Source organism: Clostridium sp. ZBS15, from assembly GCF_023845705.1.
Classification (GTDB): domain Bacteria; phylum Bacillota; class Clostridia; order Clostridiales; family Clostridiaceae; genus Clostridium; species Clostridium aquiflavi.
Window position 1 is genome coordinate 20,428 of the sequence record NZ_JAMQHY010000061.1, and the last position, 20,011, is coordinate 40,438.

Annotated in this window: 13 protein-coding genes and 1 pseudogene; 10 read left to right on the top strand and 4 right to left on the bottom strand. The window is 27.2% G+C overall.

Translation table 11 applies throughout. The features are described from left to right. Positions 1-196: 196 nt before the first annotated feature. The 7 genes and pseudogenes from hcp to NG904_RS15670 all read left to right on the top strand — a co-directional run bounded on the left by hcp (position 197) and on the right by NG904_RS15670 (position 10,436). On the top strand, positions 197-1,855 hold the full coding sequence (gene hcp, locus NG904_RS15640) for a hydroxylamine reductase (protein WP_252232585.1): 1,659 nt from the start codon (positions 197-199) through the stop codon (positions 1,853-1,855). Positions 1,856-2,090: 235 nt separating this feature from the next. Further along, on the top strand, positions 2,091-2,744 hold the full coding sequence (locus NG904_RS15645) for an HAD family hydrolase (protein ID WP_252232587.1): 654 nt from the start codon (positions 2,091-2,093) through the stop codon (positions 2,742-2,744). A gap of 412 nt (positions 2,745-3,156) precedes the next feature. After that, positions 3,157-5,070 (top strand): endonuclease MutS2, encoded by a 1,914-nt coding sequence (locus NG904_RS15650; protein WP_252232589.1) that lies wholly within the window; start codon positions 3,157-3,159, stop codon positions 5,068-5,070. A 181-nt stretch (positions 5,071-5,251) separates the two neighbouring features. After that, positions 5,252-5,364 (top strand): annotated as a pseudogene (locus NG904_RS17500) (magnesium transporter); the annotation flags it as partial. Between the two features lie 329 nt (positions 5,365-5,693). Next, entirely contained in the window at positions 5,694-7,337 is a 1,644-nt protein-coding gene (locus NG904_RS15660) for a sensor histidine kinase (protein WP_252232591.1), read from the top strand. Between the two features lie 470 nt (positions 7,338-7,807). Next, positions 7,808-10,288 (top strand): CoA-disulfide reductase, encoded by a 2,481-nt coding sequence (locus tag NG904_RS15665; RefSeq protein ID WP_252232593.1) that lies wholly within the window; start codon positions 7,808-7,810, stop codon positions 10,286-10,288. Further along, positions 10,275-10,436: a TipAS antibiotic-recognition domain-containing protein gene (locus tag NG904_RS15670; RefSeq protein WP_353846075.1), complete on the top strand. Its 162-nt coding sequence runs from the start codon at positions 10,275-10,277 to the stop codon at positions 10,434-10,436. The genes NG904_RS15665 and NG904_RS15670 overlap by 14 nt, the downstream gene beginning before the upstream one ends. 73 nt (positions 10,437-10,509) lie before the next feature. On the opposite strand, the gene NG904_RS15675 is transcribed toward NG904_RS15670, so the two are convergent. Together NG904_RS15675 and NG904_RS15680 are read right to left on the bottom strand one after the other, a co-directional pair. Then, entirely contained in the window at positions 10,510-12,258 is a 1,749-nt protein-coding gene (locus NG904_RS15675) for an NADH-dependent [FeFe] hydrogenase, group A6 (RefSeq protein ID WP_252232597.1), read from the bottom strand. Next, positions 12,252-14,087: an NAD(P)-binding protein gene (locus tag NG904_RS15680; RefSeq protein ID WP_252232599.1), complete on the bottom strand. Its 1,836-nt coding sequence runs from the start codon at positions 14,085-14,087 to the stop codon at positions 12,252-12,254. Before NG904_RS15680 ends, NG904_RS15675 begins: the two co-directional genes overlap by 7 nt. Positions 14,088-14,417: 330 nt before the next feature. Here NG904_RS15680 and NG904_RS15685 point away from each other — a divergent pair, with 330 nt between their 5' ends. Then, positions 14,418-14,735, top strand: a complete 318-nt coding sequence (locus NG904_RS15685) for a nucleotide pyrophosphohydrolase (protein WP_205454946.1) — start codon at positions 14,418-14,420, stop codon at positions 14,733-14,735. A 242-nt stretch (positions 14,736-14,977) separates the two neighbouring features. Then, positions 14,978-15,376: a hemerythrin domain-containing protein gene (locus NG904_RS15690; RefSeq protein WP_205454947.1), complete on the top strand. Its 399-nt coding sequence runs from the start codon at positions 14,978-14,980 to the stop codon at positions 15,374-15,376. A 161-nt stretch (positions 15,377-15,537) separates the two neighbouring features. Here the strand turns inward: NG904_RS15690 and NG904_RS15695 are convergent, their stop codons facing one another. Next, positions 15,538-17,538 carry a methyl-accepting chemotaxis protein gene (locus NG904_RS15695; RefSeq protein WP_252232601.1) on the bottom strand — a complete coding sequence of 667 codons (2,001 nt, stop codon included), beginning with the start codon at positions 17,536-17,538 and terminating at the stop codon, positions 15,538-15,540. Between the two features lie 467 nt (positions 17,539-18,005). Here NG904_RS15695 and NG904_RS15700 point away from each other — a divergent pair, with 467 nt between their 5' ends. Then, entirely contained in the window at positions 18,006-19,418 is a 1,413-nt protein-coding gene (locus NG904_RS15700; RefSeq protein WP_252232603.1) for an APC family permease, read from the top strand. A 62-nt stretch (positions 19,419-19,480) separates the two neighbouring features. Here NG904_RS15700 and NG904_RS15705 read toward each other — a convergent pair whose 3' ends face one another. After that, positions 19,481-19,843, bottom strand: coding sequence for a C-GCAxxG-C-C family (seleno)protein (locus NG904_RS15705; RefSeq protein WP_252232605.1), 363 nt, complete (start codon positions 19,841-19,843; stop codon positions 19,481-19,483). Positions 19,844-20,011: the final 168 nt, after the last annotated feature.

Sequence of the window (20,011 nt, forward strand, 5' to 3'; positions counted from 1 at the left end):
TTAGAAGTATATAATTTTCTACTTATATGTTTTGTTGTAATTTAAATATTGAGATTTTCAAATATAATAAAATCTTTGACAATGTTCATTTAGAGCATTGTTAAAGATTTTTTTTATAAAAATAAAAATAAGTACATATTAATTATTATTAAGTGAAACAATTAAGATAGACTAATTTTAATAGGAGTGATATGTTATGGAAGAAAATCCAATGTTTTGTTATCAATGCGAACAAACAGCAGGGGGAAAAGGTTGTACTAAATTAGGTGTATGTGGAAAGACACCTGAAGTAGCTAATCTTCAAGATTTACTTATATACCAATGTAAAGGTATAAGTGTTTATGCAATGGAACTTATAGAAAAGGGAGAAAACATAGATAAGAGTATTGTTAGATTCGTAGAAAATTCATTATTTACGACACTTACTAATGTTAATTTTGATGCAGAAGTTCATGTTGAAATGCTTAGAGATTCTCAAAAAATCAAAGAAGAATTGAGAAATAAAGTAGGGAATGATAAGGAATATCCAGAAGAAGCAACTTATGATTTAACTAAAACTAAGGAAGAAATGCTTAAAGACTCTAAAAAAGCTGGAATTATGTTTGATCAAAATATAGATGCAGATGTAAGATCACTTAGGCAAACAATTATTTATGGATTAAAAGGTATAAGTGCTTATGGTCATCAAGCTAGATTTTTAGGTTATTATGATGATCAAGTTGATAACTTTTATTTTAGAGGACTAGAGTGTACAACAAATGGTAATTTAAGTGTTGAAGAACTAATTAGAATGACAATGAGAACTGGAGATATGAGTGTAGCAGTTATGAAAAAATTAGATGAAGCTAATACTGAAACTTATAAAAATCCAACGCCACACAAGGTTAATGTACATATTAAGAAAGGAGCATTTATAATTGTTTCTGGTCATGATTTAAGAGATTTAGAAATGCTACTTAAGCAAACAGAAGGAAAAGGAATTAACATATATACTCATGGGGAAATGATACCTAGCCATGGATATCCAGGACTTAAGAAATATAAACATCTTGTTGGTAATTATGGTGGAGCTTGGCAGGATCAACAAAAGGAATTCGATGGTATTCCAGGATGTATTCTTATGACTACAAATTGTCTTATGAGACCTAGGGAAACATATAAGGATAGAATATTTACTACAAGTGTAGTTGGCTGGGATGGAGTAAAGTATATAAAGGCAGAGAAGGATGGTTACAAAGATTTTACAGAGATAATAGAAAAGGCATTAGAACTTGGTGGATTTAAAGAATCAGAAGAACCACATGAAATATTAGTGGGTTTTGGGCATCATGCAACTTTAAGTAATGCAGAAACAATAGTAAATGCAGTTAAGGATGGGAAAGTTAGACACTTCTTCTTAATTGGAGGATGTGATGGGGCAAGGCCAGGAAGAAATTATTATACTGAATTTGCAGAGAAAGTTCCAAAGGATTGTATAATTCTTACTCTTGCATGTGGAAAATATAGATTTAATAAGCTAGATTTTGGAGAAGTTGCAGGACTTCCAAGATTGTTAGATGTTGGTCAATGTAACGATGCATATTCAGCAGTTAGAATTGCAACAGCACTTGCAGATGCTTTTGATACAGATGTAAATGGATTACCACTTTCAATAATTTTATCTTGGTATGAACAAAAAGCAGTTGCTGACCTTTTAGCATTACTTTCATTAGGCATAAAAGGAATATTTGTTGGACCAACTTTACCTGCGTTCTTTAGCCCTAATGTACTACAATATTTAGTTGATACATTTAATCTACAATTAATAAGTGAACCTGATGATGATTTAAGGACTTGTATGCAACAAGGAATTTAAATTATTAAAGTATAGTATGAGTTTTTAGAGATATATAACAATAAAAAATAAGGATTGTTTTGTGAAAATAATCCTTATTTTTATATGTAAGATTAGAATATAATAAGTTGTAGCAATAAGATGATAAGTAACACTTATTTAAGTGTTGTTAAAAAGTAACTTTCAAATATGAATAGGTAAAAAATCCTAATTATGTTATAATTAATAAAAGAAATAGAAAAGGGTGTGTGAAGTTATGAACGCATTTATATTTGATATGGATGGTGTAATAATAGATAGTGAACCAATACATCGTCAGGTGCATGGCGAAATTATGAATACCTTGGGGATAAATATATCTAAGAGAGAATTAGCATTATATGCAGGTGCTACAAATGAATATATTTTTACAAAATTAAAAGAAAGATATGGAATAAAGAAATCTGTTAGTGAGCTTATGGAGTATAAATCTAAACTTATTATTAACAAAGTAAAAGAAGAGTCACTAGAACCTATAAATGGAATTAGAGAATTATTAAATGCTTTAAGAAAAAATAATATAAAGACAGCTATAGGATCATCTTCTCCTAGAAGTTTAATAGAAGCTGTTATAGATAAGTTTAATCTACATGATGCTTTTGATTATATAGTAAGTGGAGAAGAAGTTGAAAGAAGTAAACCATATCCTGATGTTTACATAGAAGTAAGCAAAAAGTTAGGTATAAGTCCAAAAAATTGTATAGTAGTTGAAGATTCTCATAATGGTGTACAAGCTGCTAAAAGAGCTGGAATGAAATGTATAGGTTTTGATAATGTAAATTCAGGTAATCAAGATTTATCAAAAGCTGATGTGAGAGTAGATACTATAAGAAAAATAGATATATTTAATTTATGTAAATACTTTGAGTAGAATAAAGATTATTATTTTAAAATTTATTATTGACAAACTATAAGTTTTAAAATAATATAAAATATATAGATTTCAGAAAAAGGAAGGTATTTTTGTGAGTGTAGTAAGTATTTAATTATAACTAATTTAATATTCATCAAAAAATAGGTTATAGAACCTTTATTTGTTGATGGAAAAATTAATTATTATAGATACACTACGAGTCATGAAATAACTTTACTTTAAAAGATATAAATAACTATATGTTTTATTAATGTTGATTTTTTAGCCGTGGAGATATCCATGGCTTTATTTATTTTGTAATTATATTTATAGGCTTAAAAACAATAATATTACTAAAATAATATAATTTAAATCTTGAAATCTATATAGATTTTCGTGACTTGAATTTAAAAAAAGAAGGACGAAAAGAATGAATAATATAACAATAGAAAAATTAAATTATGAAAATTTAAAAGAAATTGTAAAATCATATTGTATAAGCAATTTAGGTAAAAATTTAATAGATAAACTTATGCCAAGTAAGAATTTAAAGCAAGTAAATAGAATGTTAAATGAAACTTCAGAAGGAAGAAGACTTATAGATGCATCTTATCATATGCCTCTTGAAGGAATATTTGATATAAATCCATTATTGAATAAAATGGAAAAAGGGGCAGTGCTTGAACCCTCAGAATTAATAACTATTGGTGATTTTTTAAGAGGATGTAGAAAAGTAAAATTATTTATTAAAGACAAAGAAGGATATGCGCCTACATTAAGCAGCTATGGAGAAAATATAACTGAACTTCAATATATAGAAGAGGAAATTTCAATATCAATTAAAGGTACGATAATTGATTCTAATGCAACAAAAGAATTGAAAAAAATAAGAAAGCACATTGATTTATGTGAAGGAAAGATAAATGAAAAACTTGAAAAATTTATAAAAAGTCCATCTAATCGAGAATATTTGCAAGAAGCTTTTGTAAGTCAAAGAAATGGAAGATATACTGTTCCAATAAAAGTTTCATATAAAAATCAAGTTAGTGGCAGTATTGTGGAAGTATCTTCAAAAGGAAACACTGTATTTATGGAGCCAAACATAATATCTAAATATACAGTTGAACTAGCTTCTTTAAGGGGTGAAGAAAGCATTGAAGAATATAAGATACTATCAACTTTAACAGAAATGATTTTTTCAAGAATTAGAGAATTAAAAGTTAATGTTGAAGTTATATCTGAATATGACATGATATTAGCTAAAGCAAAATATAGTAAGGATATTAAAGGCGTTAAACCTAAATTAAATAATCACGGCTTTATTAATATAGTGGATGGAAGATACCCATTAATTAAAAATTCAATACCTTTAAATTTAAAAATAGGAGAGGAATATAGAAGTTTAATAATTACTGGTCCTAATGCTGGAGGAAAAACAGTAGTATTAAAAACAGTGGGAATTCTTACAATGGCAATCCAAAGTGGATTTCATATAAGTGCAAATGAAAACTCTGAAATGGCTGTGTTTGATAATATATTTGTTGATATTGGTGATGATCAAAGCGTTGAAAATTCATTAAGTACATTTTCATCACATGTTGGTAATTTATCAAGAATTTTAAGAGAAAGCACTAAAAATACATTGCTTTTATTTGATGAAATAGGAAGTGGTACAGAACCTAATGAAGGAGCAGCATTAGCTATTGCGATATTAGAGGAGTTTTATAAAAAAGGATGTATAACAGTTGCATCCACTCATTATGGTGAAATTAAAAATTTTTCTTATAATCATCCACATTTTGAAAATGCTGCAATGGAATTTAAAAAAGATACTTTAGAACCTATGTATAGGCTTAATATAGGAAAAAGTGGGGAAAGTAACGCCTTATATATTGCAAAAAAAATGGGCATTGATAATGTTATACTTGATAGAAGTAAGAGATATTTTAAGAGTAAAGAATATAATTATGAGATTATAGATTCAAGAAAATTATTAAAGAATAAAACTGAAAATGAAAACTTAGAATATGAAGATATAATTAATGAGTATGACTATAAAATAGGTGATAAAGTTTTATTATTAGATAAAAAGGTTAGTGCAGTAGTCTATAAAACAAAAGATAGATTTAATAATGTAGTTGTATTTTTAAATAATGAATTTGTAGAAGTGAATTTTAAAAGATTAAAGTTGGAATTTACAGCAGAAGAATTGTATCCAAAAGATTATGATTTGAATCAATTATTTGTAAGTTTTAAAGAAAGAAAATTAGACAAAGATTTAAAAAGAGGCTCAAAGAAAGCAATCAAAAAGTTTAGAAAAGAAATTAACACAGTAAATGTATAACTAAATAGTATAAGTATCTATCTATAAAATGAACTTAATTTAAGGTGGTTTTATAGGTAGTTATTTTAAAGATATGAATTCAGTAGATATAGCTAAAATAATATCAGAAGGTGCAATAATGACAATTGAATTTTTGGATTTAAAAGCTGATATGACTGTAGTTGACAAAGAAGATAGAATAGTTGGAATAATTACAGCATTTATCCCTATGCTTATGGATACTGGTGGCAATGCAGGATCACAATCATTTACTTTAATAATTAAGGATTAGTGTTAGGTGATATAAGTATTAAATATACAGGATTTGGAATTCCTAAGGAAGATATAAAGAATATATTTGAAAGGTTTTATAGAGTACTTTTTTATTAATATGAAGAAAAGTTAGATTAGGCTTAATTATATTAAAAAGATACAAATACTATTTTAATTAATTTAAATTAATGCTATAATACGGACAGGAATTAATAGGATATTTTATATAAACATATATAAATATGGAATTTATTTCAATATATATGTACTGAATTAATATCTCAATGTTGTTAATAAATTTATATATGAGTATGTGTTTTATATAAACAGAAAGAAAATACTTAACTTATTTAACAGGGGGGACTTTTAAAGTGCTGACGAAAGGGATAAAGGGGATTAACAAAAAGTTAATATTGCTTATAATAACAAATGTAATTAGCTTTTATATTATATTTAAATTGAATATTTTTATGGTTAATAATGTAGATTTAGCTGAATTAACTCTTGTTAAAGATATAAAAGGTATAAATTATATAATAGGATTTATATCAGTGTTTTGTTGTTTTTTATATTATTATTTATACGAAGAAAATTATTTTTTTATGTTTTCACTAATCTATCTATCTATATATTCTGAATTTTTAATAGTTGATTTTTTAACAAAACATATAAATATAAGTGTTCTTATGCATTCTAACTCATCATTTGTAGGTTTTGCATCAATATTTAGAACGCTATTATTATATTTAACTATATTCAATCAAAACAAAGTAACCAAAGGTATTTGTAAAAATAGATTTGCTACAGTAATATTTGTTTTGATTTCTAATGTATTATTTATATTAATGGAGTTAAATATAATGCAGTACTATTCACATGCAATTAATATAAATATTCTTATGATTATTAAGTGTATAATAAATTTAGCGACGTACTTATTAATATTAGAAGTATGTATAAAATACTTTAAAGAAAAAGAATTTAATTATTTTATAACTTTTGCTAGTTTAAGTGTTATGTTTTTGAGCAGAATTTTACTAGTTAAAAGTTTATATAAAGACGAAAAGATGATGTATGTATTAAATCGCTGTCTATTGGCATTAGGTTTTTTCATAATAATAATCAGTGTATTTATAGAAATAATAACTAAGTCTAAAGAAAACAAGGAGTTAAGTTATGAAGTGGTTAATCAAAAAAATGAAATGTATAAATTGAAGGAAGAAGAGGAAATGAGGAGTCAATTTTTTGCAAACATATCTCATGAACTTAGAACACCACTTAATATAATCATTTCATCTTTTCAACTTTTAAGAATGTACAATTATAATGAAGAAGAATTTTTAAAATACTACAATAAATATGAAAACACAATTTCACAAAATTGTTCTAGGATGTTAAGACTTATTAATAATATTATTGATGTTACTAAGTTTGATGCTGGATGTTTTAAAATGAATTTTGTTAATTGTGAAATTATTAGTTTGGTTGAAAATATAACTCTATCAATAGCAGAATATGAGAAAGCTAGAAAAAGGAATATAATTTTCGATACAGATTGTGAGTTCCTTGAAATAAAGTGTGATCCAGAAAATATGGAAAGAGCAATTTTAAATCTTCTTTCTAATGCTATTAAATTTACAAGTGATAATGGAAATATATTTGTGAATATTGAAAGTCAAAATAATGATGAGTATTTAAGCATAACTATAAAAGATGATGGAATAGGAATTCCAAAAGATTTTAGAAAAAGCGTTTTTGAAAGATTTGTACAAGTTGATAAGTCTTTTAGAAGAAATGTAGAGGGAAGTGGAATAGGCTTATCTTTAGTTAAATATATAGTAAATTCTCATAACGGAGAGATCAATCTAAAAGATAATGAAGAAAAAGGCTGTGAATTTATAATCAATTTACCTAATGTAAAGATAGAGGAAGAGTTAGATGATATTGAATTCAATTTGCATAAAAAAGATGAAATTGATAGTAAAATACTTATTGAACTTTCAGATATTAAATAAAAAATATAAAACCTTGTAGTTTTAGAATTACAAGGTTTTCTGTTATTAAAAATTTTCTATTCTATCAATAAGACTTTTTTTATAGGTATTTTTGTATATAATTCTTGGAAGTATAATTGAAATAACAATTAAAATTGAAGATGATATGAAAATAGGGGTAAGTTTAAAACAATAATTAATATAAGTTATATTATTAGTTAATGATTTAATTATAGTAGAAGAAAAATATATACCTATAGTGATTTCAAATATTATAGTTAAAATTGCATAATATAATCCTTCATATGTTAAAACTGATTTTATATTTGTGTGATAAAGTCACAGATTCTAATAAGCTTATTATGGTATAACTTTATTAAAATATAAGAAATAAAGACTTGTAGCATTTGAATAAATACAGAAAGCAATATTAGAGAATACTACTTTATATAAATGTTTATGTTAAAAATAATAAAGTAAGGAGAGATAACATGGCTAAAAAAATTATTATTGTTGGTGGGGTTGCAGGTGGAGCATCTACTGCAGCTAGACTTAGAAGGCTAGATGAAAATTTGGATATAATTATGTTTGAAAAAGGTGAATATATATCATTTGCTAATTGCGGACTTCCATATTATATAGGAGGGACCATTAATGATAGAGAAAAACTTATAGTTCAAACTGTAGAAGAAATGAGTAAAAAATTCAATTTAGATATAAGAAATTTAAGTGAAGTTATAAAAATAGACAAGGCAAATAAAAAAGTTAGTATAAAAGATTACAAGAGTAATGAAGTTTATGAAGAAGACTATGATATTTTAGTATTATCTCCAGGAGCAAGTCCTTTAAAACCTAAAATATCAGGAATTGATAAATGTGATAATTTATTTACACTTAGAAATATACCAGATACGGATAAAATAAAAGAATTTGTTGATAATAAAAATCCTAAAAAAGCAGTTGTAATAGGTGGAGGATTTATAGGACTTGAAATGGCTGAAAATCTAAAGGAAAGAGGTATTGATGTAACTTTAGTAGAAGCTAGTGATCAAGTAATGGCTCCAATTGATATAGAAATGGCAAGTATAGTACATGATCATTTAATTGATAAGAATGTAGAATTAATTTTAAAAGACGGTGTAGAGTCTTTTGAAGACGAAGGAAAGAAAATCGTTTTAAAAAGTGGAAGAAAAATTAATACTGATATGATAATTTTATCAATTGGTGTTAAACCAGAAACTAGAATAGCTAAAGAAGCAGGCATTGAGTTAAATGAAAGAGACGCTATTGTAGTAGATAAGCATATGAAAACTTCTGATTCAAACATTTTTGCATTAGGAGATGCAATTGAAGTTATGGATTTTGTAAATAAGAAGCCTACAATGATTCCTCTAGCTTGGCCTGCAAATCGTCAAGGTAGATTAGTTGCTAATAATATAATTGGAAAAAATGAGGAGTATAAAGGAAGCCTTGGTTCATCAGTTGCCAAAGTATTTGACTATACAGTAGCTGCAACTGGCAATAATGAAAAAACGCTTAAAAGACTAGGTATTGATTATAAAGCAATTCATATACATCCAGGTTCTAATGCAAGATATTATCCAGGGTCTTTTCCAATAGCAATTAAAATGTTGTTTGATCCTAAGGATGGGAAAATATTTGGAGCTCAAGCTGTAGGAATGAGTGGAGTTGAAAAACGTATTGATATATTAGCTACAGCAATTAAAGGGAATTTTAGTGTTTTTGATTTACAAGACATTGAGGTGTGTTATGCACCACCATACAATTCAGCAAAAGATCCAGTTAATATGTTAGGATACTATGCAGCAAATATTATAGAAGGAATAGTTGATACAATTCAATGGGATGAAATAGATAATATAGATAAAAATAATTCTATAATTTTAGATGTAAGAGAAGAGTTTGAATTAGTTACTGGGAAATTTGATAATTCAATTAACATTCCTCTTGGTGATTTGAGAAATAGATTAAATGAGATAACAAAAGATAAACATATATATGTTACATGTCAAGTTGGGTTACGTGGATATGTAGCTTGTAGAATATTAAAACAAAAAGGAATAAATTGCACTAACATAGATGGTGGTTTAAAGACTTATATGTATGTAAAAAGAGCAGAAGAAAGTTTGAAAAATCAAGATGAAAAACTTAACGAGATAAAAGAAGAGGTAGCAGCTATGAGTTTAGAAGATTTAGATATAACAGAAATAAATGCAAAAGTTACGTTAGATGCTTGTGGACTTCAATGTCCAGGACCGATAAGAAGAGTATTTGAAGAAATTAATAAAATGGAAGAAGGTCAAATTTTAGAGGCAAAAGCAAGTGATGTTGGATTTAGTAAGGATATAAAAGCATGGTGTGAAAAAACTAATAATACTTTACTTAAATCAGAATTTAATAAAAGTAAAAATGCTTTTGTAGCTTATATACAAAAAGGAACAAAGAAAGAGGAAGTACTATCTTCAAATGCGGCTGTAGATAAAAATGGAGCAACTTTAGTAGTATTTAGTGGAGATTTTGATAAAGCTATAGCATCATTTATAATAGCTACTGGAGCAGCTTCTATGGGAAAGGAAGTTACTATGTTCTTTACTTTCTGGGGTCTTAATATATTAAAAAGTAAAAATAAGCCAAAAGTAAATAAGAATACTATGGAGAAGATGTTTGATATTATGTTGCCAGGACATCCAGAAAAATTACCATTATCTAAAATGAACATGATGGGAATGGGACCTGCAATGATAAAACAAATAATGAAAAAGCATAATGTTGACGATTTAGAAAGTTTGATAACTAACGCAATAAATATGGGGGTTAAGGTTGTTGCATGTGCTATGAGCATGGATCTTATGGGAATAAAAAAAGAAGAATTCATTGATGGCGTTGAAATAGGAGGAGTTGCATCTTATCTAGGTGCTACTGAAGATTCAGGATTAAATTTATTTATATAATTTATATGAAAATTATTTCAAAGAAACGCATATAGGACTAGGAGAAATGTATGTATACGATGAACGATTTAACAAATTTTATACTGAAAATGTTGGCTGTGGTACAGCTGAGTTTTTAAAAGATGAAATTATTGAATTTTATAGTTAAAAAACAAAATAGATAATGTAAAATAACAGTATAGAAATTNNAATTTCTATACTGTTATTTTTATATATTTAAATTAATTATCATTTATATCAAGTTCAGGAGAAAGAGGCATTTCCCATAAGTTGTGATTAGTATGCAAAAGCTTATGAGAGACATTAGATAAAGGTTTTTCTAAAAATTCTTTATATACATTTAAAATTGATGGATTTTCATGAGAAAATCTGATGTCAGATAATTCATCAAGCTCATAAAGCTTCTTTGATCTAGTTTCTGCAAGTTCTATACCATCTTTAATTGGTTGTCCGCCACCACCAGAGCAACCACCAGGACAAGCCATTACTTCTATAAAGTCATAATAAACATTTCCTTTTCTTAAATTTTTAATTAAATTTCTAGCATTACCCAAACCACTTACCACAGCTACTTTTAATTTAGTATTATTAATTTCAAAAGTGGCTTCCTTAATTCCATTCATACCTCGAATTTCTTTAAAGGCATTTGGATCAGGATTTTTACCACATGTTAAAAAGTAAGCAGTTCTAAGAGCAGCTTCCATAACACCACCAGTAGAACCAAAAATAATACCAGCACCAGAACCTATTCCTAAAGGTGTATCAAAGTCAGATTCGTTTAAATCTTTAGCTATAATATGTTCTGATCTTATCATTCTCTCTACTTCACGAGTAGTAAGACACAAGTCTATATCTTGACCGTATCCAGCATCATTCATAATAGGAATTTCAGCTTCATGTTTTTTAGCAATACAAGGCATTATAGAGATACAATATATCTTTGATGGATCTACATTTAAAAGTTTTGCATAATAGCTTTTTGCAATAGCTCCAAACATTTGTTGAGGAGATTTTGCAGTAGAAAGCATTTTAGTCATATCAGGATATTGAGATTTTAAGAATCGAACCCAAGCTGGACAACATGATGTAAACATAGGCAAATTTGTATTATTTTTTAATCTTTCTAAAAATTCACTACCTTCTTCCATTATAGTTAAATCAGCAGCAAAGTTAGTATCAAAGATATAATCAAAGCCAATTTTTCTAAGTGCAGAAACAAGTCTTTTTACTGTTGCTTCTTCTTTTGTAAGTCCAAGAGATTCACCCCAAGACGCTCTAACAGCAGGAGCGATTTGAAGTATTGTAATTTTATCTTTATTTGAAAGAATATCAAATGCTTTCTGGGTATTATCCCTTTCTCTTAAAGCTCCAGTAGGGCAGTGAGTTATGCATTGTCCACATAATGAACAATCTGAATCTTGAATTTTTCTATTGAGTGAAACGTCAACAGTTGTTCTAGTACCTGTATTTGAAACATCCCATATATTAAGATTTTGTATTTTAGTGCAAACCTGAATACATCTCATACATTTAATACATTTTCTTGCATCACGTATTAAGGGGAATTGCTCATCCCATAAATAAGGCTCGATCATTCTTTTATATTGAATTGTAATAACGCCTAAATCATTAGCTATATTTTGTAGATTGCAGTTACCACTTCTTACACAAGTTGCACAATGACAATCATGCTGTGAAAGTATAAGTTTTATATTAGTTCTTCTAGTTTCTCTAACTCTAGGACTATTTGTGAAAATTTCCATACCTTCTTCAACTACATTATTGCAAGCAGGTAATAATTTATCTTTTCCTTTTACTTCAACAATACAAACACGACAAGCGCCTATTTCATTAATATCTTTTAAATAACATAAACTCGGAATTTGAATTTTAAAAGATTTAGCTGCATCTAAGATGGTAGTTCCTTTTTTTACTTCAATATCTATATTATCAATTTTAAGTTTTACCATTTGTTAATTCTACCTCCTTTAAATACTCCATATCCAAAGTGATCACATCTTAGACATCTATAAGATTCTTGATGAGCTTCTTCACATGTCATTCCATATTCAATAAGTTCAAAATCATTTTTACGTATATCAGCATCTCTTTCAGAAGTATTAACTCGTCCACAAAGAGGTCTATCATCTAGTCTTGCACTTGGAATTTCAACATCAGAACTTATAATGTGGTTATAACCAAGATAAGTATCTATATTAGCAGCAGCTACTTTGCCAGCAGCTATTGCTCTAATCACAGTAGCAGGACCAGTTACACAATCACCACCTGCAAAAATTCCAGGACTATTTTCAACACCACTAGAACTCATAGCTTCAATAACACCTCTTTTAACAGGAACTCCAGATTCAGCAAAATGATTAGACTCTATGCCTTGTCCAATCGCTACAATTAATATATCACAAGGAATTCTTTGATCTTCTTGGCATGATGATGTAGGACGTGGACGTCTAGAATCGTCAATTTTACCAATTATTTGAGGCTTAACAAAAAGGGCTGTTACATTACCATTTTTATCACTTTCAATTCTAAGAGGTGCTTTGAGCGTTATAATTTCACAACCTTCTGCAATTGCACCTTCAATTTCATCAGGTAGAGCAGTCATATCTACTTTTCTACGCCTATATACATTACATACTTTTTTTGCTCCAAGTCGTATTGCAGATCTAGCAGCATCCATTGCTACATTACCACCACCAATTACTACAACTGTTTTACCAGAAAAATCTGGTGGATTATCTTCACCTATTGCACGTAACATTTCTACAGCTGAAATAACACCTGTACTTTCTTCTCCATCAATACCTATTTTTTTATCAATATGTGCTCCAATTGCAATATAAACAGCATCATGTGAATTTTCAATATCAAGTAAAGATATATTAGTACCAATAGATATATTGTTTTTTACTTCAATGCCTGTTGATAATATATCTGAAATATCATTTTCTAAGTGTTCTATAGGAAGTCTATAATTAGGAATTCCATATCTAAGCATACCTCCTAATTTTTCACGTTTTTCATAAATCACAACCTTGTGTCCCATTAATGATAAAAAATAAGCTGCACTTAAACCACCTGGTCCACCACCAATTACTGCTATTTTTTTACCAGTAGAAGAAGCACATTTGGGTATTGGAACTTTACCAGCATTATCAACAGCAAAACGCTTAAGACCTCTAATATTTATAGAGTCATCAAGCATATTACGTCTGCACCTAGCTTCGCAAGGGTGTTCACATATAAAGGCGCATGCTGTTGGGAAAGGATTATCCTTTCTTATTAATCTAACAGCATCAGAATATCTCTTCTGCGAAATTAAAGCAATATATCCAGGAATGTCTACACCAGCAGGGCATAGGGCAACGCATGGAACAGGCTGATTTAAGTTACATATACATCTATTGTTGACTATGTGTTCAATATAGTCTGATTTAAAACCTATTACTCCTTTTAAAACCATATTAGCTGCTTCATATCCTATAGCACAATCAGCAGAATCAATAACTACCTTTGCTGTTTTTTCAATTAAATCAATAGTTTCTAAAGTTGCTTTACGATTTAAAACATCATCAATCAAATTTTCTAATTGAGCAAGTCCAATTCTACAAGGTACGCATTTTCCACAAGTTTGTGCTTGACATAATTTTAAAAAAGAAGATGCCATATCTACAGGGCACAAACCAGGAGGACTTGCAATGATTCTACGTTCTAAGTCTTTATAAAGTCCTTCTACAACAGTTTGAGCTCCATTAGGCGTTGTAATCTCTAGTCTACTCATTTTTCTCCTTTCTGTATGTTTTAACATACTTAACAAATGTTTAATTTAAATCTTTTCATAAGTATATTTAGATTAAGTAAAATTATTCTTAAATTTAAAATTTTATTATGTATTTTAGAGTGAATTTGTAGTTTTATTGTAAAAACCCTAAATAATTTCTTATTATAAGTTATAATAAAAAGTAATATAGAATATACTGAAAAATTAAATATCAAAATCAAATATAATTGTTAAAAATTTAGCAATTAATGATGATAAAGACTGAAAAAATATAATATTAAAATTATATAAATAGAATAAAAACAACTAATAAGAAAAGAGTGATTTTTTATGAAAAGTACATTAAACAGAATAAAAAAATTTAGAAGTGATAGGGACTGGGATAAGTTTCATACACCAGCTAATCTTTCAAAAGCTATTTCAATAGAATCTGGGGAATTACTAGAAAATTTTTTATGGGATGAAGAAAATTATGATAAAGAACATGTCCTTGAGGAGTTAGCAGACGTAATGATTTATTGCATACATATGAGTGATTGTTTAAAGGTTGATTTAACAGAAATAATAAATAATAAGATGGATAAGAATGAAAAGAAATATCCAGTAGAAAAGTGTAAAGGAAGTAGCAAAAAGTATACGGAATTATAATTAAATGATGCTGTATTTTTTGTAAAACTATGAGAAATTGATTTATTACATCTTTCAAAAGAAGAACACAAATTACTTGAGAAGCTTTAGCAAAACGTTACTTTGAGATGTTAAAATAGCAAGTTAAATTAATCTCTAGAATAAAAAAGTGTATGTAACATTTGTTACATACACTTTTTAACTTAATAAGTATAATTAAAATATAGAAATTATACTTAATAATGTAAAAAGGATGGATTGACATGGATTTAAAAAACTTTAAAAGACAACATATAGAAATATACGATATAATCAAAAAAATTGAGGAAATTATAATTAAAGATGATATAAGTGATTATTTTGATGAATTAGCAAGTAATATAAACAAACTTTCTGGTAAATTACAAATTCATTTAAACACAGAAGATAAATTTTTATATCCCAATTTATTAAAGGATGATAATGTAAAACATATAGCTCAAAAATATGTAGATGAAATGGGTGGGATATTGATACAATTTATAAGTTATAAAGACAAGTTTAACACTAAGATTAAACTTAAAGAAAACAAAAATCATATTATTTCAGAAACAAATAGTATTCTTTTAAAAATAACAAGAAGAATGAACAAGGAAGAAAATGAGCTTTATAAATTGATATAATAAAAAGAAGTGGTAATGAAGTCCATTAGTTTAAAGTTAAAATTAAAACACAAAATTTATTATATTTTTTTGATTTGAATCAGTTTAATATTTATAAAAATTACAAAAATAAACGATATAGTAAATATACAATTTAACTACATCGTTTATTTTAAATATATTTATTTTATTTTAAATTTATTTACACCATCTTCAAGTTTTTCAGAAAGTTTTCTTAAATTATCTACGTAATTTTCCATCTCTTGCATTGTTGCAGTTATTTCTTCAGCAGAAGCAGAAACTTCTTCTGTGGCAGAAGCGGTTTCTTCTGAAATAGAAGATATGTTTTCTATTTGAAGAACAACTTTATCCTTTTTAGAATCAATAATTGAAGTATCATCTTTAACATCATTGATTTTTTCAGCAAGAATTTTTATATTCTCTATTATGTCAATAAATATTTTGTGAGTATCATTTACTACTTTTTCTTGATCATTTACTGTAATTTCTGTTTCTTTCATGGCTGACACAGCAGTCAAAGATTTACTTTTTATTACATCTATTATTTTTTTAATTTCTTCTGTTGAATTTTTTGATTCATCTGCAAGTTTTCTTATTTCTTCTGCAACAACAGCAAATCCTTTCCCCGCTTCACCAGCTCTTGCAGCTTCTATAGAAGCATTTAAAGCTAATAGATTAGTTTGTTCTGTAATTTCAGCTATAGAATTAGACATAGCATTAATTTTTTCAGTACTTAAATTCATATCATTAACAATTTCACTAACTTGTAAAGTTGAATCTTTAGTTTTAGTAGATTTTTCAACTAAAATTTTCACCATATCTAAACCTTGTGAACTTAAATTTTCAGATCCTTCAGAAATATTTACAATATGATTATTAGCATCTGTTATTTTATTTATTCCATCAGATAAATCAAGAATTTCTACTGATCCATCTTGAGAATTTTGAGCAGTTTGTGTAGCACCTTGAGCTATTTCATCTATAGCATGAGAAACTTGTTCTACTGATAATGTTGTTTCTTGTGCCATTATTGCAAGACTTGAAGAAGTTTCAAGTATAACTTTAGATGAATTTTCTACTTCTAGCATAAGTTCTGATATATTTGTTAACATAGAATTAAAATTGTCTCCAAGGCTTCCAAATTCATCTTTACTTTTTATATTAACCTTAGCAGTTAAATCACCATCTGATGCTTTACTAAATGCAATATTTAATTTATTAGCATTATCTGATATAGATTTACTTAAAATATAAGCAACAATAATTGATAAAATAAATGCGATGAATGAAACAATAAAGATTAAATTTCTTATTGCACTGACATCATCACTTATTTCTGAATCATCCATAGTGGCTATAAGTTTCCATCCAGTAAGATGATTAGAAGTGAAACTTGCAAATTTATTAGTACCTTTATATAAATATTTTGAAAAACCTTTATTGTTAGAATTAATCATATTCCAAATTTCTAATTGAACAACATCAGTTGAACCTATAAGTTCACTATTTGGATGAAATAACATTGTACCATTAGAATCACAAACATATACATATCCTGCTTTTCCTATAGTAATTTCTGATAAAGATTTAGAAATATTTTCAAGAGAAATATTCATAGACACAACACCAATAATATTAGAATCTCTCTCAACTGTTTTAGAAACAGAAACAACTAGTTTTCCAGTTCGTGCATCATTAAAAGGTTCTGATATAACAACTTGACCTTTGTTTTCTAATGCTTTCTTATACCATGATCTTTCTTTAGGATTAAAATTTTCACCCATATCTCCTTCAGGATAAATGGTAAATTTACCATTCTCAGTACCGTAGTAAGCACTAAAAATATTATTGTCACTTTGCACTACATTACCAAGTGTTTCTTGTGCAAAAGAAATTCTTTCATCGGATAAATCACTTTCATTAAAGTTAATATTATTAGACATCATTTCAATTGGATTTATAAAAACTTTAAGTTGAGTATTAAGAGATTCATCAACTTGTTGAAGAGTTTGAGCACTATTAACTTCAAAATTCTTTTCTAAAATTGACTTGGATTTAGAATAAGATGAAATTCCTAGGAATAAAATAGGTATTAAACAAATCAATATAAAGCTAATAATAAGCTTAAAACGAATACTTGTAAATTTAAATTTTGTTTCCATAATTTAATTAACCCTCCTAATATTTTTTCATATTTGCTAAGAAATATTGAGATTCTCTTTGTATGTTAGTAAAAAACTACGTTCATTAGTGAAAAAGCTACTTTATAATTAAGAGATTATACTAATATATAATGTTAAAGACTATATTACTTAACAGTAGATAAATATATTATAATTATCGTTATTTTTCAATTAATCTTTAGAAAAAACATACAAACTACAAAAAATATTCGGTGAATATAACAAATTTAATTATTAAATGACATTATATTTTTTAAAATGATAAATAAAGAAGACTAAAAGTGTATTCATATAAAATAATATTATATAAAAAATATATAAATATAATTTTATAAAAGAAATAAAAAATAAAATCTACTTTTGTCGAATACGTATACAAACATATAAAGTTAAGTTATTATTTTAATATAAATATTAAAATAATTAATAAAAGTAAGGGGAAAGTTATGTCAGAAAAGAAAGATAAACAGATTATGTGGTATACATTAGCATTTATGGCATTCTCAGCTGTATGGGGATTTGGAAATGTTATTAATGGATTTTCAGAATATGATGGTCTTAAAGCGATTGTATCATGGATTATAATTTTTGCTATTTATTTCATACCATATGCTTTAATGGTAGGGGAATTAGGTTCAGCATTTAAAGATTGTGGTGGTGGAGTTAGTTCATGGATTAACGAAACTATAGGACCTAAGCTTGCGTATTATGCAGGTTGGACATACTGGGTAGTACACATGCCTTATATTTCACAAAAGCCATCAGGATTTATAATTGCCTCAAGTTGGGCTATTTTTCAAGATAATAGAATTAGTGCAATGAATCCCAAGATGTTACAATTAGCTTGTTTAGTAGTTTTTTTAGTTGGAATGTATATTGCATCTAAAGGATTAAATCCATTAAAAAAATTATCTGCACTTGCTGGTACATCAATGTTTGTAATGTCAATTTTATTTATAGTGTTAATGGTAGCAGCACCATCAATTACAGATGCAAAGCTAAATACTATTGATTGGTCTTTTAAAACATTTATGCCTACTTTTGATACTAAATTTTTTACTAATTTAGCTATCTTAGTATTTGCAGTTGGTGGATGCGAGAAAATTTCACCTTATGTTAATGAAATGAAAGATCCAGAAAAAGGATTTTCTAAAGGTATGATTGCCCTTGCAATTATGGTAGCTGTATGTGCAATTTTAGGAACAGTTTCACTTGGTATGATGTTTGATTCAAATAATGTACCTAATGATTTAATGACAAATGGTGCATATTATGCATTCCAAAAGTTAGGTGAATATTATCATCTAGGAAATTTCTTCGTAATTATATATGCTATTACAAATCTTATTGGACAATTTGCAGTATTAATTATATCAATTGATGCACCTTTACGTATGTTACTTGATAGTGCAGATAAGAATTTCATTCCAGAAAAAATGTTCATAAAAAATAAAAATGGGGCTTATACAAATGGTCACAAACTTATATTAATAATAGTATCTATATTAATAATAGTTCCAGCTATTGGAATTAAAAATGTTGACGATCTAGTTAAATGGCTAGTAAAGCTAAATGCAGTGTGTATGCCACTTCGTTATTTATGGGTATTTATTGCTTATATTGCTTTAAAGAAAGCTGGAGAAAAGTTTAATAGAGAGTACTACTTTGTTAAGAATAATACTATAGGTATTATTTTAGGAGCATGGTGCTTTGTATTTACTGCTTTTGCATGTATTAGTGGTATGTACTCTACAGATATATTTAAATTAATACTTAATATTATAACACCATTCATATTAATTGGATTAGGTATTATAATGCCTTATATTGCTAAAAAAAATAATAGGCAAGAATTATAAAAATATAAAAATGTACTATACACTAAGTTATTAGTGTATAGTACATTTTTTATGATAAAATATTAATTTTGTAATACATTAATTAATGTATTATAAGAAAAATCCACTATTTCACCACAACTAATTTTATTTGCTTTCAATTCTCTACACATTTCTGTAGAATATTTTTCTTTGATTTTTGTTACAAACTCCCTAGAGTAATCTCTAGCCATATTGATTTCATTATTATTATGTCTTCCTTTTAAGAAGCCTATAATTACAATTCCAGCATTTATAGCGCCGCAAAGACTTCCAATTCCAGCGCCAGCCCCCATACCACTACCTAATCCAAGTGGAATACTTTCATTATATTCATCATTATAAAATTTAATTAATGATTCAGCACAATTATAACCTTGGCTAAGATATTTTGATGCACACGTCATTTACTTTGTCCCCCTAAAAATATTTTACTATATTGATATTATCATATTTTTCTATAGTGAAAAATGTTTTTTTATTCTTTAGAAATTTATATTATTAAAGAATTTGTGGATAACTTTTAGAATACCGTGTTTTAAAGGTATGATAAGTACCCCTAAAGAATAAAAAAT